Source organism: Paenibacillus hodogayensis, from assembly GCF_039536325.1.
Taxonomy (GTDB): domain Bacteria; phylum Bacillota; class Bacilli; order Paenibacillales; family NBRC-103111; genus Paenibacillus_AB; species Paenibacillus_AB hodogayensis.
Window position 1 is genome coordinate 613,835 of the sequence record NZ_BAAAYO010000010.1, and the last position, 15,849, is coordinate 629,683.

Below are 15,849 nucleotides of genomic sequence, written 5' to 3' on the forward strand. Positions count from 1 at the left end.
ATCCGAGTCGTTTTGTTCTGGTTGAGGCGATAAAAGCAAGCTCCAATAACCGTGTTCGCGAATTGGAGGACTTTTCGGTTATTCAGGATTACGACAATCCTCAAGAAGCGTGGAGCGGATACAAACATTTTCACAAGCTGCATCCGACACGTGAGCTGTACGTATTCCATACCAGCCGAAGCGATGTTGAGGTTGTTGAAGAGTTTTTCTTGGGCATACGGCAGCGCACATGAAAATACAACTCCAGCATGGCTTGCCTATTATCTCGTTGACTTTAACTCAAAAAAATCAAGCGGTTGTTTTACCGAACGTCTTATTTGATACAGGATGTGCCGCAACGGTTTTGACGGCATACTTGGCGATGATTTTATGTTGAGTTATCAAACCTTATCGGACAAATCGAAATCAAGCCTATATTCGGCATCACAGAAAGCGCGTCATTCAGCGTAAAAAGCGGTTTGCTGCACAGCGGGGGTGGGTCGGCAAACATGAAGGAACGACTTTGATCGGCAGTTATTGGATTCAGACTTCTGAGCTTCGCATTAAACTTATTCGGAAACCACGTCAGTCTTAAACAGAAGACCATTTTTACTTGGAGTTGAACGGCTCCTTCGCCTATTTTTCAGCCGTGTCGCACCAAAGGCGTTGCTCCCTCATATCATGGATTTGACTGTATCCCTACACCTTGTAACATATACAAAACCCAAGCAAGGAGGGGTGGCGATATTGAAGGGCAACGACCACAAAAACAAATTTCTTCTGACCAACCGTGAGCGCGAAGTCTTTGAACTGCTCGTGCAGGACAAAACGACGAAAGACATCGCTGGACAACTGTTTATCAGTGAAAAGACCGTGCGAAACCATATTTCTAACGTTATGCAGAAGCTGAACGTAAAAGGTCGATCGCAGGCGGTTGTCGAGTTGATCAAGCTTGGGGAATTAAAAATTTGATTGAGTGCCGAGTCAGGCAAGCCGAAATCTTCCTTCCATGTCCGTATTGATGCGGGTGGGAGGAAGTTTTTTTTGTCCGGAATATCCAATCGCCAAAGAGCCCCCGATACGTTTCGCATCGGGAGCCCCTTTTCCTTCATATGCATATCTTGCGTTTACCGGGTTGCGCCAGTTCCGGTCTTGGCGGCATTGGTCGGAAACAGCCGATGTACCATCGTCATGAATTCTTCGCCCAAGCCGCTGATCGGCTTGCCGGCATTCAAGTCTTCCGTATACCGCTTGACGCTGTTCACAAAATCCGGATTAGCCGAAACATAAACGTTTTGAATATCCGGGCGGCCAGCCTTGACCTTCTCGGCAATCTGCGATTTGACGTCGGCAGCATTGTCGATGTCCTGACCATTATGGGTCATCACCGCCACATAGGCATTGTTCCCCGCCAGCAGCACATTCGCCATTTGTACCGGACCTAGTCCTGTCAGCGAATCGGCAACTTCTTTGGCCGACTGAACGCCCTCGCTTGACGGGTGTACGGTCATATCGGGAGTAGCCCCTCTGTAATCGCTCCAGCGGTTAACCCCGTCGTGATTATAGCTCGTCATTCCCGTATCGCGGGTCAACCCGTCTCGCAAACTGTCGGCATTCCGGAACGTATTCGGATCGGCTCCCCGGTACCGGTCCAGCCCCAGCCTCATGTCTCCGTAGCCGTCTCCCCGGTTCGACATGGAACGATAATTCTTCGCTTTGACGCCGTCGTTCGTTCCCGAGGTTTCGTGCCGGGCGTTGGCGCAGCCTGCTGCCGATACGGCAACAAGCGAAGCGAGCAACGCCAAGCGGATCGATTTCGCTGCCAATCCAATCAGCTCCCGTCCTTATGAATGTAAAATGGCCGAACATCCTCGTGCAAAGGGGCAGAGCGAACTAAGCTCTGACTTTGCATGCGTACAACATGGCGCAAATCCGCCAGGCTTATGGCCGTACTGCTTCTACAACGGACCATAAGAAACGGGTATGTTTTTGCGCCATTGTGTACTAGGATGCTCGACCTTTCAAACCCGCATGCTCCGTTCGGCAAACCAATCCATGGGAGCTCGGACGGTTGCCCGGCTTCAGGCTACTCTGCGATGAACTGCTGGGTAAACATTTTTCCGCACGAGCCTCCGTCCACAATACCGATCCCGATCCGCGTGAATGTCCCGCTCAATATATTCGCGCGGTGGCCGGGGGAGTTCATCAGCGCCTCATGAGCGGCCTGTACCGCCTCGTTACAGGCAATGTTTTCGCCAGCGCTCGAATACGCAATGCCGAATTGCTGCATCATGTCGAAAGGCGAACCGTAAGTCGGCGACTGGTGGGAAAAGTAACCGTTGTCCGCCATATCACGGCTCTTCAGTCTGGCAACCTCGGCAAGCTTCAGATCGGCCTCCAGAGGCTCCAAACCGGCCTCCCGTCGGGCTGTATTGACCAGCTCGATCATTTGCCGCTCCTCGGCGCTCAAGCCTTCAGAAGGAGGATTTTCGGGAGCAGGCTCCGGCTCCAGCCGCTCGGGCGGAATTTGCGGCGCTGGCGTCGGCATGCGCGGACCCGGCGAAGGCGCCTGCCGCGGTATTTTAACACTGGCGTAAGCCCACAGAATGGATTCGAGCGTTTTGTTGTCGACCGCTCCGGTTACCGGGAGGTTGTATTTTTGCTGAAACCGTTTCACTGCCGCTTCGGTCTCCGAACCGTAATAGCCGGTAATCGTTCCGTTGAAATACCCCAGCGATTTCAGCATCCCCTGAACGGCGAACACATCCGGGCCTTTGGCTCCTTTGCCGAATGCCGAAGCGACGGACGATGCGCCGAATACGAGGACGAACGATGCCAGAACGACGATCCATGTTTGTTTCCACTGGCGATGAAAGGACATGAGCCCCACTCCTTATCGTCTTGCGGTTTTTTACCCCTAATATGCCATAACTTCGGGCGGCCTATGCGCTTCCTGCAGAGAGACGCAGACGAAATTCGATATTGACATGACACGAACAAATCGCTATGTTTATTTATATTAGTACCAGATACTATAACCAGATACTATTTTTAATTTGAGATTTGCTTTTAAATTAAGGAGGAATCCATTATGCGACCATCGGAAACGGCTTTACCTCAACTCCTTCACGCCGAAATCACGGCTCTCGGCGGGTATGTTCCGGACCGGATTTTGACAAACGATCAGTTGGCCGGGATGGTCGAGACGAACGACGAATGGATCGTTCAGCGTACGGGCATCCGGGAACGCCGCTTATGCGCACCCGACCAATACACAAGTGACCTGTGCTGCGCGGCAGTCGACAATATGTTGGCCCGGTACCCTGTCTCTGTGCACGATGTCGACCTTATTCTGGTCGCAACTCATACGCCGGACTTCCCTTGCCCTTCCGTAGCTTGTCAAGTGCAGGCCAACTTCGGTATCGAAAGCGCTGGCGCAATCGATTTGAACGCGACTTGCGCCGGATTTGTCTATGCCCTGCATATGGCTAACGGCATGATCGCTTCCGGCTTGCATCGCAAGGTGCTTGTCCTTGGCGCGGATGCATTGTCGCGGGTGACCGACTACACCGATCGAACGACCTGCATTTTGTTCGGCGACGGTGCCGGAGCGGCCCTGGTGGAAGCGCGGGGCGACCAGCCCGCTTTTTTGGCGGCACGGCTGGAGTCCGATGGAACCGGCGGCAGCCATGTATACCGGACCGGGCTGCGCAGCGAGCTGAACGGAACCCCGCTCCGCAACACCAAGCTGCTTGTCCAAAACGGTCCGATGGTGTACAAATGGGCGGTGCAGACTGTCCCCCAAGGAATGCGCTCTTTATTGGACAAGGCCGGCATCCCCATGGAGGCGGTGGATTGGTTCGTGCCGCACAGCGCCAATCTGCGCATGATCGAATCCATCTGCGAGAAGAGCGGTTTTCCGATAAGCAAAACGTTGTACAGCATGGTTATGTATGGGAACACCTCGGCAGCCACCGTTCCGCTTGCTCTTTCCGATGCCGCCGCCGCGGGCCGCTTGTCAGCCGGGCAGACATTGCTCCTCTACGGCTTCGGTGGAGGGCTGACTCAGGCAGGACTGCTGCTCCGGTGGACGGTTTAAGAAATAGAAAAAGGAGAGACCGTCTGACTTGACCGGTCTCTCCCGAAAGTTATCTCCGAGCTTGCTTTATACGACTTCAATAATCGTTAAGGTTGCGCCAGCGCCAGTCAACAGCGTAGCCGCTCCAAGCAAGCCGAACAGTTGCAGTGTAATCGTGCTTCCTGCTGCCAGTGGCAAAATGGCGTCCGCAGAAAAGCTGGAGAGGCTTAAAATAGGGTCAACGGTCGTTTGAAGATTGGTCGCCCCGTTTACGATTAAGCGTGTACCGACCAGCAATGCAGCCGTCGTGTTGACGTGGTAAGAGACATAGTAATTTCCTGTAGTTGGTACGGTAAATATTGTATTGGTTCCGTCTACTGTAATACCGCCATTCAGTACGTGGTTGTTCGGCAAAGGCACCGCAGTTCCACCAAGAATAACGGCAATTACGGATGCGATTGTATTGGCAGCGAAAGCGGAAGTTGCTGTAACAGACCCTGGCGTACCTGTGGCTCCGGTTGTTCCAGTCGTTCCGGTCGTTCCAGTAGTCCCGGTTGCTCCAGTCGTTCCCGTAGCACCTGTAGCTCCGGTTGTTCCGGTGGATCCAGTTGCACCTGTAGATCCCGTGCTGCCGGTTGAACCCGTTTCACCGGTTACTCCGGTCGTTCCAGTAGCTCCGGTTGCTCCAGTCGTTCCGGTAGACCCAGTTGCACCTGTGGATCCCGTGCTGCCGGTCGAACCCGTTTCGCCTGTTACTCCAGTTGTTCCCGTTGCTCCGGTTGCTCCAGTCGTTCCGGTAGACCCAGTTGCACCTGTGGATCCCGTGCTGCCGGTCGAACCCGTCTCGCCTGTTACTCCAGTTGTTCCCGTTGCTCCTGTTGCTCCAGTCGTTCCGGTAGACCCAGTTGCTCCCGTAGCTCCCGTGCTGCCGGTCGAACCCGTCTCGCCTGTTACTCCAGTTGTTCCTGTTGCTCCAGTCGATCCGGTCGATCCAGTTGCACCTGTGGCCCCCGCGCTGCCGGTTGAACCCGTTTCACCAGTTGTTCCAGTTGTCCCCGTTGCTCCAGTCGTTCCGGTAGACCCAGTGGCTCCTGTGGATCCCGTGCTGCCGGTCGAACCCGTTTCGCCTGTTACTCCAGTTGTTCCCGTTGCTCCTGTTGCGCCAGTCGTTCCGGTAGACCCAGTGGCTCCCGTGCTGCCGGTTGCACCCGTTTCACCTGTTACTCCAGTTGTTCCCGTTGCTCCTGTTGCTCCAGTCGTTCCGGTAGATCCAGTTGCACCTGTGGATCCCGTGCTGCCGGTCGAACCCGTTTCGCCTGTTAATCCGGTCGTTCCTGTTGCTCCAGTCGTTCCGGTCGTTCCTGTTGTACCTGTAGATCCCGTGCTGCCGGTTGCACCCGTTTCACCTGTTACTCCGGTCGTTCCTGTTGCTCCAGTCGATCCGGTCGTTCCTGTTGTACCTGTAGATCCCGTGCTTCCGGTTGAACCCGTTTCACCTGTTACTCCGGTCGTTCCCGTGGCTCCTGTTGCTCCAGTCGATCCGGTGGACCCTGTTGCGCCCGTGGATCCCGTGCTGCCGGTTGCACCCGTTTCACCTGTTACTCCGGTCGTTCCCCTAGCTCCTGTGGCTCCGGTTGATCCAGTTGCTCCTGTAGATCCCGTACTGCCGGTAGATCCCGTTTCGCCTGTCGCCCCCGTCGTTCCCGTGGCTCCAGTTGCTCCGGTTGCTCCAGTGGGTCCCGTGCTTCCGATCGAGCCCGTTTCACCTGTCGATCCTGTCGATCCTGTCGTTCCAGTGGCTCCGGTGGATCCTGTTGCACCTGTACCGGTTGCGCCTGTTGCGCCCGTTGCACCCGCAGCAGCCAGCAGCGTGTAGTCCGGCGACGTGCCTGGCGTTCCCGTCGGCGGCGCGTTATTGACGATATACGTGCTGCCGTTGTACAACACAATCTGACCGACCGGATACGTTGGCGCTAAGACCGGATCAAACACGACCGCTCCGCTCAAGCCTACTCCTGTCGCTCCCTTTTCACCGGTTGCTCCTGTAGCTCCTGTTGCGCCCGTGGTACCTGTAGCTCCGGTTTCACCTGTTGCACCCGCAGCAGCCAGCAGCGTGTAGTCCGGCGACGTGCTCGGCGTTCCCGTCGGCGGCGCGTTATTGACGATATACGTGCTGCCGTTGTACAACACAATCTGACCGATTGGATACGTTGGCGCTAAGACCGGATCATACACGACCGCTCCGCTCAAGCCTACTCCTGTCGCTCCCGTTTCACCGGTTGCTCCTGTAGCTCCTGTTGCGCCCGTGGCACCTGTAGCTCCGGTTCCACCTGTTGCACCCGCAGCAGCCAGCAGCGTGTAGTCCGGCGACGTGCCTGGCGTTCCCGTCGGCGGCGCGTTATTGACGATATACGTGCTGCCGTTGTACAACACAATCTGACCGATTGGATACGTTGGCGCTAAGACCGGATCATACACGACCGCTCCGCTCAAGCCTACTCCTGTCGCTCCCTTTTCACCGGTTGCTCCTGTAGCTCCTGTTGCGCCCGTGGTACCTGTAGCTCCGGTTTCACCTGTTGCACCCGCAGCAGCCAGCAGTGTGTAGTCCGGCGACGTGCCTGGCGTTCCCGTCGGCGGCGCGTTATTGACGATATACGTGCTGCCGTTGTACAACACAATCTGACCGATTGGATACGTTGGCGCTAAGACCGGATCAAACACGACCGCTCCGCTCAAGCCTACTCCTGTCGCTCCCTTTTCACCGGTTGCTCCTGTAGCTCCTGTTGCGCCCGTGGTACCTGTAGCTCCGGTTTCACCTGTTGCACCCGCAGCAGCCAGCAGCGTGTAGTCCGGCGACGTGCTCGGCGTTCCCGTCGGCGGCGCCATATTCACAATATACGTGCTGCCGTCGTACAGCACCACCTGACCGACCGGATACGTCGGCGCTAAGGCCGGATTATACACGACCGCTCCGCCCAAACCTACTCCTGTCGCTCCGGTCGTACCAGTAGCACCTGTGGCTCCGGTTGCGCCTGTGGCCCCCGTGGCACCCTCCACGCCGCCACCTGCTCCGCCTTCCACCAGTAGAACGTTATCTACCAGCGTGTCGGCAGCCCCGGGTGTAGCGATTTTATTCACCACGACCAGCGCTTGCGTCGCGCCGGCCGGTACTACTATATCTGTGGTCGGATATACGGTTATCCATTGATTGTCCAAGCCATTCGGCAGACGCCCCGGGTAGATTGCATCCACCACGCTGAATCCGTAGAAATTATAGGCATTGTCGTAAAAGCTGACCGTTACCAGAATAAGCGGATTCGGAGCGGAGCCCGCCGTGGCCAGGGAAGCGAACAGTTGGAAAGCTTCGCCCGACGAAACCGGTACGTATTGCGACAGCACCGCATCGACTTCTCCCCCTTGCAAAAGGGCTGCGTAGTATCCGCTATGCGTGCCGCTTGTCGTGATCGAGGTGTTAAGAGTAAGCCACGGACTGAGAGAACCGGTCTCAAAGTCACCGTTAATCACGAGGTTATAGACTGGCATGCTTTTTTTTCACCATCCGTCTTTGTAGGATTTGCTTTTCCCTGAGCATGACTAAATAGAAGGAGGATCAAAGCATGTACTACTATATGCGGCAGGTTGCATTTGGCACGGGCTCGTCGAAAAAAGGGGGGTCACCTACGCCGCTCTTCTTGCTGCACCTCGCCACCGTAGTCGCCGCAGGTTCAGCTCGTTTGCTTGCCAAACGCTTGCTCGAAGTACCGTTTGTTGTGCAGCATGCTGGGGTGAGTCGGGTTGTAGCCGAGGGCGATATCGTTGTGAAGCTTTGCTTGCTCGCGTTGACCAAGCCGGTCGAGACAGAGGCATAGCTGAAGGTGGGGCAGCCAGGTGCGGGAGGCATGGTCGATCATGCCCATCTGCTGCTCGCCAGGCACGAGCGTCGTCGCCAGTCTATACCAATAGGCCGCTTGCTGAAGCTGATTTTCTTCCAAAAATACGGCACCGAGCTGGCAGCATATTTCCGACCGAGGCAAGTCGTAATCGAAGGAATCGAGCAAAGCGGCGATCTGCCGTTCGCGCTCGCACAGATGCCCCCAACAGTCCGCCAGCTTCATGGACGCCGCAATGCAGTCTTCCTTCCAACCGAGCGAGGAGGAAAGAAACGTCTCGTATTGCTGCGCCGCCTCTTCATAAAATGCGTGATCCCTCAGCTCGTTGGCAAAGTAATACTGATCGCGCGGGGAGAACGCTTCCCCAAGTCGTTCCCGCTTGCGGTAAATTTGCAGATTGCGGTCGGTATAAGCTTTCTGCTTGCCATGGGTGACGGCGATCTCGCTGTGCAAGATGTTCCCGCCCACCGCCAAATATTCATGGACGGGACCGATCCAAGGGAAGTGCCGCTCCCGTTTCACTAGACGGTTGCGTCTAAGGCTTTGAGTCACGCGTCCTTCCTCGTCGAACGCCAGATGGTAGTGCATGGAGACGGCGTCCACCTCGGGGTCCAGCGTCCGTTTCAGTTCGGCAAGAAGCCGTTGGTCCCGTTCCTTCAGCACATCGTCGGCATCCAGCCACAGCACATACGACTGGGTCGCCTTGGAGAAGGCATAATTGCGAGCCGCCGAGAAATCGTCGATCCAGACGAAATCGTAAATGCAATCCGTATAGGAGGCTGCCACCTCCTTCGTCCGGTCGGTCGAGCCAGTATCCACGATCACGATCTCGTCGGCAATCCTCCGGACCGACTCCAGACAGTGCGGCAGCGAGTCCTCCTCGTTCTTGACGATCAGGCACACGCTCACCGAAATACCGGGCCGCTCATCGGAGACGGAAGGCACATCGCTAGCCCCAAGTTCCGCGCCAGTCTCCGTCCGGCGCCGGAACTCCCTGGCTCCGACGATGTCCGAGTCGCGATAAATATGAAAGGCCGGATAATGAGTGTCGACATGCAGGCCGATCCCTAACGCGCGGGCGCGTATGCAGAAGTGACGGTCCTCCCCCCAGAACGAGACATTGTCGATCTCCGCAAACTTGACGCCGGCCTGGAGCGCCTTGCGGCTGATCAAGGTGCAAGCGCCCAAGCCCCCGACTTCGTACACCCCCGGCTTGCGCAGCCGGTCGAAGAAAGCCGTCATACGGGCGGACGCCTCTGCCTCCGAAACTGTCTCATGGCGCCGTTTGACGAACATGTCGTATTCGTCGCGCACCCAGACTTGTGGCATCTCGATCGTATTCGGCTGCCACCGGGTCCAGAATAGGCCGGACACGATCTCCTTGTTGTCCGCAAGTAACTGCTCCAGCGTGCGGGGATGAAGCACCAGATCCGAGTCGACGAGGAAGATGTAATCGTATTTGCGGTCGCAGGCATGGCGCAGCATGGCGTCCTTCATCCCGGCGACCTTCCATACTTGCTCTTCTTTCCAGTAATGCGTATACTCGTCTCGGCTATAGGCGGACGCTTCGCCCTCCGTATACCGTTCGACGACAGTCCTGCCGCGATCGGCGGCAAACTTCCGGAGCAGGGCGCTGGAGATGGGATCTTCATTGTCGTCCATGAACAAAAAGTTGACGCTCGCGGACTGCTGCTCCAGCCCCGACAGCGACTCGAGAAACAGCTGCAGAACAGCCGGACGCTGGTGCACCGGGCTCGCCACAAGCACGCGTTTCTTTCTCACAACGGGGTCCCTCCTTTTTACCGTCGGCTTAAGTCGGCAGGCGGTCGAAATAGGCTTTGTTATGAACGATGCTCGGATGGGTCGGATAGTAACCGTACGCGATATCGTTGTGCTGCCGGGCCCGGACCGTATCCCCGGACCGATCGTAACAGACGCACAGCTGCAAATGCGGCAGCCACGTCCACGCCTCGCGCTCGACCATGCCGGCAATTCCGTCCGGCGTACCCAGTTTCGTCGCTGCGGTAAACCAGAATATGGCTTGGTCGAGCCGGTTGTCCTCCAAAAAGAAGGCTCCTGCCCGGCAGCACATCTCCGCTCGCGGAGACCCGTAAATCAGCGAGCGGAGCAGCGATTTCCATTGACGGGGACGGTCGTTCAGCCGTCCGTGGCAGTCGGCCATCTTGATGCAGGCGGCGATGCAATCCTCACTCCAGCCCTGCTTGGTGTCGAGGAACCGTTCATAGTAGTCGATCGCCTCGGCATAGAAACCGTGATCCTTCCACTCGTTGGCAAAATAGTACAGGTCCCGTGCATCGAACGCCTCGTTCGCCTCCGCACGCTTTTGATAAATGCGCAAATTTCGGTCCGTGTGCGCTTTATCCTTCCGGTGCGTAACGGCGATGTCGCTCTGCACGATGTTGCCGCTGACGATCAGCAGCTCGTGGACCGGCTTTTCCCAGCGAAACCCGCGTTCCCGCTTAACGAGCCGGTTGCGCCGAAGGCTGGCGGTCACCTGCCCCTTGTCGTTGAAGGCGAGATGATAGTCCATCATCACGCTATCCGTAGCCGGGTCGAGCGTCTGCTTCAGCTCCATGAACTTTTCCCGATCCGATCGTTCAAGCACATCGTCCGCATCCAGCCATAATATATATTCCTGCGTAGCTTGGGCAAATGCATAGTTGCGCGCTGCCGAGAAGTCGTCCACCCAGGCAAAATCGTAGAGACGGGCGGTGAAAGCGGCAGCGATCTGCTTCGTCCGGTCGGTCGAGCCGGTGTCGACGACGACGATTTCGTCCGCAATGTCCCGGACGGATTCGAGACAACGCCCGAGCGACTTCTCTTCGTTCTTGACAATCATGCACAAGCTAATCGTGATCAACGCCCGCTCTCCTCCTTCCCTAGCGCCGGAAGGGCTTCTTCCAGCCGAACGAGCGCCCACCGCTTGTCGCCGACAATATCGCGGTACAGCTCGCGATGTGGCAGAATGCGGGCCATATCGGCCAGAAACGGGTAATGGTCGAAATCGTCCACCAGCACGAGCGCATCCGGCTTCAGCTTGAGGCCGAGCAGCGGGTATGCGAGCGAACGGCCGTTGCCGTGGGGGCCGTCTACGATCAGCACATCGACCGCATGATCGGGGAGTTCGAGCCCGATATCGTCGTAAAAAGCGTTGCGAATCGTATAATGCCGGTACTGGTCGGGCGGGACCGGCGACCCGAACGAAGCCCACTGCGCCGCCGAAGAAGCCGGATCGGCGAATACCCGCTCCCGCTCCTCGTCGGTAAGCTGCTTTAGCCCTCTAAGCCGGATGTCGACGATTCCGCTTTCCCGAACAAGCCCCTGCAGCGCCTCCGCTTCCCCGGGTTCGTGCAGCAGCGTCGTCACCTGCGCTTCAAGCAGCCCTAGCCGATCCAGCGCTTGCCAAAGCAGCGTCGAGAAGCCGCCGCCGAGCTCCAGCACGCGGACGGGGCCCTTGCATGCGTCGATGCGCCTGCATAGATGGACCAGCGCGCCGCGAGGAACCGCAGGACCGTAGTTCCAGCTTATTTCCGCAAAGGCCGCGTACGCTTTCTCGATATCCCGAACAAGCATGCTTTATTCCTCCCACTCCACAAGATGGGGATGTTCATCCAGAATGGAGTCGTATTGCTCCTGCCAGCCGAAGCGGGCCCCCGGGTCCAGAGCCAAGTAACGGTCCACTTTGGCCTGCCGGTCTTCGCGGCGAGCCCAGCCGAAATGTTTGACACGCGCCGGATGGCACCAATACGAAAACGTGCCGATGGTCAGCGGGAACCGGCCGCAATGCTGCGGCGTCTCCTTCCACTCGTAGGCGAGCCCGGGCTTATAGCGAATCAGGAACGGACGGTACATCTGGTGGGCTTTCCAATAAACGTCTTCCCGGTAATGCGTCTCGCTCCACATGTCATACAGCCGAAAATAGATGGCGTCGTACCCGCCCTCCATAATGCCGCCAATCTGTCCGCCAAACCCGCTTTCCATGATCTCGTCTCCGTCCAGATTGAGAATCCATTCCGGATCGGTTCCGACCGTTTCGTCCCATTGCTGCTTGCGCAGCACGACCTCGTTGGCAAAACGGGATTGCGGGTTGCGGATCAGCCGAAGCGGAATGCCGGCCAGCGCCTGCTCGCAAATGTCAGTCGTATCGTCGGTGCTTCCGTCGTCGATGATGACCGCTTCGTCGATCCATTCCCGATGCGCTTCGAGAGCGCGGCGCAAGTAGCGCCCGCCTTCGTTTTTGACGATCATGGAAAGAGTCAGCTTGCCGTTTCGTCCATTCATGCCAGCAGCTCCTTTTCCATCGTGTTTTGGGCCTTTCCCTGACTATTCGTTTCCGTTCCCATCGACTCGCATGATGCCGGACCGATCCCCCCGCTTTTTACGGTATGCGGCGAAGCTTCCGATGAAGACGGCCAATCCCCATTTCTAAATATATGCGGCCCCGCTTGCCACTCTTCGTGTTTTTTTCGTACGACGCAGTTCTCGCTATAGCCCGGTTGATGGATGGCAAGGGAAGGAAGAAAGGAAGAATAAGAGGAGGCGTGCGACCGACATGTCCGGAGAACAAAAATCCCCTTTCGACTACAAGTCGTATTGGGAAAACAATTATACCCATGGCGGTACATCGGGCAGCGGATCTTACGGGGTGCTGGCCGATTTTAAAGCTCAGGTCATTAACGACATCATTCGGGAACAGGGGCTCAAGCGCGTCATTGAATTCGGATGCGGGGACGGACGCAAAAGCGGGGAGAAAAAAACAAACGAGCCTGCCTCCCTTTTGCCGGGGAAGCGGGCTCGTTTTAAGTGTGCGGGCTGCTGCGCTGTGCGCTTATTCCGGAACTCCGATCCGTTTCGCCGCACGCATGACGTACAAGTAATAGACGTAATAGTAGGTCAGAATGACGAACAGAATGCCTCCCGTAAGCGGGTCCTTCGCGAACGCGCTCGGATCGGACATCGACGCCGTATCCCCCTGCATGACTACCGCTTCGATCAGACGATAAGCGATGCGGCCCAGGAATAAGGCGAGAACGGTCGCCTCGATCCAGATATGGGTGCGGTAATACAAACCGTCATCGCGGACCTCGGTCAGCAAATGGCGGGTAGCGTAATAAGCGAGCACGAGTCCACCGGCGATGCCGACGGCGTATCCGACAAGCATGACCGGATGCTGGAAGGCAAGCAGGAGTAGCATGACGGCGGCAAGCCCGAAAAATCCGAGCCGCACCTTCATGCGGCGGACGGACAACTTTTGAAAACCGATGCTTCTGCGGGTGCGCCGGTAGATGATCCAAGCGATCAGCACCGCAGGGAGCGCGTAATGGCTAATGGCAGGCATGGGATGAACCTCCGTATTCCGTAACGAATTATTGCCGGGAACGCGGCAATCCGTCACTCAGTGTAACAGAAACGGGAAGGCTTTGCCTCCTGCTGCAGACCGATTGCGCACGGGCTGCGCCCGCCCATCGTTCGCCCTACCCCGGATGGTCGAAAAGGGAAACGCGAGAACCGGGTGCGGTCAGCCGGTTTCCGGTTTCCCCTTCCGGTAAGAGCCGGGCGTAAAGCCGGTGCTTTTTTTGAACATTTTAATAAACGTCTGGCTATGCGTGAAGCCTGCTGCCTGAGCGATTTCATGTACGGGCAGGTCCGTAGTCTCCATGAGCTCGGTTGCCCGATCCAGACGGACGGAGTTGACGTATTCGACAAACTTGACCCCGAACTCCTCCTTAAACAAGCGGCTGATCGACGTCGGATGCAGCCGGAACGCCTCGGCCAGCATCGTCTGGGACAAGCCGGGATCGGCATAATGCTCGTCGATGTACCGTTTTACCTCCTGAAGGACGCTGTGGCTCTGCTTCGACTCGCGCCACTCGCGCAGCCGTTCCTCCACCGAAGCGAATACGGCGGCAAACGCTTCTCCGATCTCTTCCAGCGTCTCGCCCTCGCGAAGCGCGTCCTCGAGGTGGGAGCTTGCCGCCAGCCAAGCCGATTGCAGCTCGGCGGGCAGCTCGATCAGCTCGCGCTGGACATGAAACAACAGCACGAACAGCAGGTGCCGGATTTGTTCGGCGGTGAAGCCGCCGCTATGAAGCGACTCCAGCAGCGCCGTCCACTCCGCCGTCCAACCGGGCTCGCCGAGCCGGAACATCCGGCTCAGCTCCTTGATGCGCTGCAGTTCCCGCGCCACGCCCGGCTGGCTTTCCCCCGGCAAGTCGGCGAACCGGATCAGTCGGTTGCGGCCGAGCGGCACCTTGTAGGCGAGCGCCGAGCGGGCCGCCTGAAAGGACAAATCGATCCGGTCGCTATGCGGAACAGGCGTGCCCAGCCCGGTCGTCACCGTAAACGGCAATTGGCCGTCCGCCCAACCGCGCAGCCGTTCCAGCGCTTCTTCAATCCCGCGTTCCGCCCCGTGCTTGTCCCCATGGGCGGCAATGATGCCCAACTGATGCTCCCCGAGCCAGTCGGCCCATACGTTGACACAAGCCGCCGCCATAGTTTCCCGCATTGCGGAATAGAGCGCATACTTCAGCAGTTGACGGTCGCGGTCGGTAAAACGGCCGCATACATCGGCGTAATAGCGGTCGATTTCCACAATCGCCGCGGAGGCGGGACCGCCATCCAGCTTCAAGCCGAGCAGCTCCGCTTCCCTCCGCGCTTCCTTGGATTGCGGGTCCATCCGCCCTTCGGCCAGCCTGCGGAAATGATGAGCCCGCTTGAACGAACGATTCTCCTCGTTTTCCCGGCTCAACCGGTTCGATTGGTCCCACAAGTTGTCCAAAGCCAAGCCGATCGTCTTGAACTCGTCGCGCGTCTCCGTATCGGCGGCGGGTGTTTTTTTCAATGTCAAGGCACCGACCTGTCTCAGCAGCGATTCCACCGGACGGTAATGCCTGCGCGTTACGTAAACGATCCACGCCAAGCCGAGCGCCATGCATAACGCCCCCAGCGAGACGGAGCCGTACAGGATAGGAGATACCCAGCCGAATAGGCCGGGCTGCAGCATGCCGCCTTCAACGTGCCAGCCGGTGTAGGGCATAGCCGCAGCGGCCAGCTTGTTGCGTTCCTGCTTGGCCGCCGGACCGTCGGACGCGATCGTCGAGACGATCCGGACGCCCGCAGCATCGGTCAGCTCCAGGTAGGCGCTGGACGTATCGGTCGATTGGACGAGAAACGTACGCAACGCGTCCACGTTTACGTTGACCACAATGAGACCGTTCGTGCGCAGGTCGGCGATTTTCACCAGCGATATGACATCCCGGCTGCCCTCTCCGTTTCCTCTTGGAGCCGCAAGCGGGCGGAGATCGCCCCAAGCGTAGCGAATATCCGAGGACATTTTGGCCAAAATAAATGCTTGATCGGTCGCATTTTCAATTTCGGCAATGCTCGTCGACCCCAGCACGGTTCCGTCCTGCGGCCGGTACAAATAAGCCGAATGCAAGAGCGGCAGCCGGTATTCCAACTCTTCCAGCGCCTTGGCGGCCGCATAGGTATTTTTATGGGAATCTGGCTGGGCGTCTCCGTAGAATGCGGTCAGGCGCGGATCGGCGAGAACAGTCGCATACAGCGTATTCTCGATGTTGCGAAGCGACTGCTCGACGAGTTGAACAGCGTTTTTGGTTACCGCCTCGCTCGACTTGACGGCCGAACGCTCCGACAGCTGCCGGACGCTGATAAACGTGATAAGCAGCAACGTCACACAGACGGCCAGAAAAACAGGCAGGTAAGACAACAGCATGCGGTAAAACCAGTTTTTTCTCACCTTGCTCCCCTCCTGCTTACGAACGTGCCGTCTGATTATGAAACCGCTTCCACCTTGCGCGGGCGTTTAATTACCGTTATTATTTCGCATATACGGCGGCGCGTCAAGCCGCCTCCGGCACG

Annotated in this window: 11 protein-coding genes; 2 read left to right on the forward strand and 9 right to left on the reverse strand. The window is 57.5% G+C overall.

Features of this window, described 5'->3' with window-relative positions; translation table 11 throughout:
- Positions 1–726 precede the first annotated feature (726 nt).
- Entirely contained in the window at positions 727–951 is a 225-nt protein-coding gene (locus ABD796_RS21765) for a helix-turn-helix domain-containing protein (protein WP_138877617.1), read from the forward strand.
- Positions 952–1,106: 155 nt separating this feature from the next.
- Here ABD796_RS21765 and ABD796_RS21770 read toward each other — a convergent pair whose 3' ends face one another.
- Both ABD796_RS21770 and ABD796_RS21775 read right to left on the reverse strand, forming a co-directional pair.
- Positions 1,107–1,805, reverse strand: a complete 699-nt coding sequence (locus ABD796_RS21770) for a YhcN/YlaJ family sporulation lipoprotein (protein ID WP_344911734.1) — start codon at positions 1,803–1,805, stop codon at positions 1,107–1,109.
- Between the two features lie 260 nt (positions 1,806–2,065).
- Positions 2,066–2,860 carry a peptidoglycan-binding protein gene (locus tag ABD796_RS21775; protein ID WP_344911736.1) on the reverse strand — a complete coding sequence of 265 codons (795 nt, stop codon included), beginning with the start codon at positions 2,858–2,860 and terminating at the stop codon, positions 2,066–2,068.
- Between the two features lie 210 nt (positions 2,861–3,070).
- Between ABD796_RS21775 and ABD796_RS21780 the strand changes: the two genes are divergently transcribed.
- Positions 3,071–4,078, forward strand: coding sequence for a ketoacyl-ACP synthase III (locus ABD796_RS21780; RefSeq protein WP_344911738.1), 1,008 nt, complete (start codon positions 3,071–3,073; stop codon positions 4,076–4,078).
- A gap of 66 nt (positions 4,079–4,144) precedes the next feature.
- Here ABD796_RS21780 and ABD796_RS21785 read toward each other — a convergent pair whose 3' ends face one another.
- The 7 genes from ABD796_RS21785 to ABD796_RS21815 all read right to left on the reverse strand — a co-directional run bounded on the left by ABD796_RS21785 (position 4,145) and on the right by ABD796_RS21815 (position 15,727).
- Positions 4,145–7,600: an NTTRR-F1 domain gene (locus tag ABD796_RS21785; RefSeq protein ID WP_344911740.1), complete on the reverse strand. Its 3,456-nt coding sequence runs from the start codon at positions 7,598–7,600 to the stop codon at positions 4,145–4,147.
- A 182-nt stretch (positions 7,601–7,782) separates the two neighbouring features.
- Complete coding sequence (locus ABD796_RS21790) at positions 7,783–9,729, reverse strand: glycosyltransferase (protein ID WP_344911742.1); 1,947 nt, start codon at positions 9,727–9,729, stop codon at positions 7,783–7,785.
- Between the two features lie 28 nt (positions 9,730–9,757).
- Positions 9,758–10,828: a glycosyltransferase gene (locus tag ABD796_RS21795; RefSeq protein WP_344911744.1), complete on the reverse strand. Its 1,071-nt coding sequence runs from the start codon at positions 10,826–10,828 to the stop codon at positions 9,758–9,760.
- The gene (locus tag ABD796_RS21800) at positions 10,825–11,541 is read right to left on the reverse strand and encodes a class I SAM-dependent methyltransferase (RefSeq protein WP_344911746.1); all 717 of its coding nucleotides are present in this window, start codon (positions 11,539–11,541) and stop codon (positions 10,825–10,827) included. Before ABD796_RS21800 ends, ABD796_RS21795 begins: the two co-directional genes overlap by 4 nt.
- Before the next feature lie 3 nt (positions 11,542–11,544).
- A complete protein-coding gene (locus ABD796_RS21805) occupies positions 11,545–12,249 on the reverse strand; it encodes a glycosyltransferase (RefSeq protein WP_344911748.1) in 705 nt (234 codons plus the stop codon).
- Between the two features lie 547 nt (positions 12,250–12,796).
- Entirely contained in the window at positions 12,797–13,306 is a 510-nt protein-coding gene (locus tag ABD796_RS21810) for a CcdC protein domain-containing protein (protein ID WP_344911750.1), read from the reverse strand.
- Between the two features lie 180 nt (positions 13,307–13,486).
- On the reverse strand, positions 13,487–15,727 hold the full coding sequence (locus ABD796_RS21815; RefSeq protein WP_344911752.1) for a helix-turn-helix domain-containing protein: 2,241 nt from the start codon (positions 15,725–15,727) through the stop codon (positions 13,487–13,489).
- Positions 15,728–15,849 lie beyond the last annotated feature (122 nt).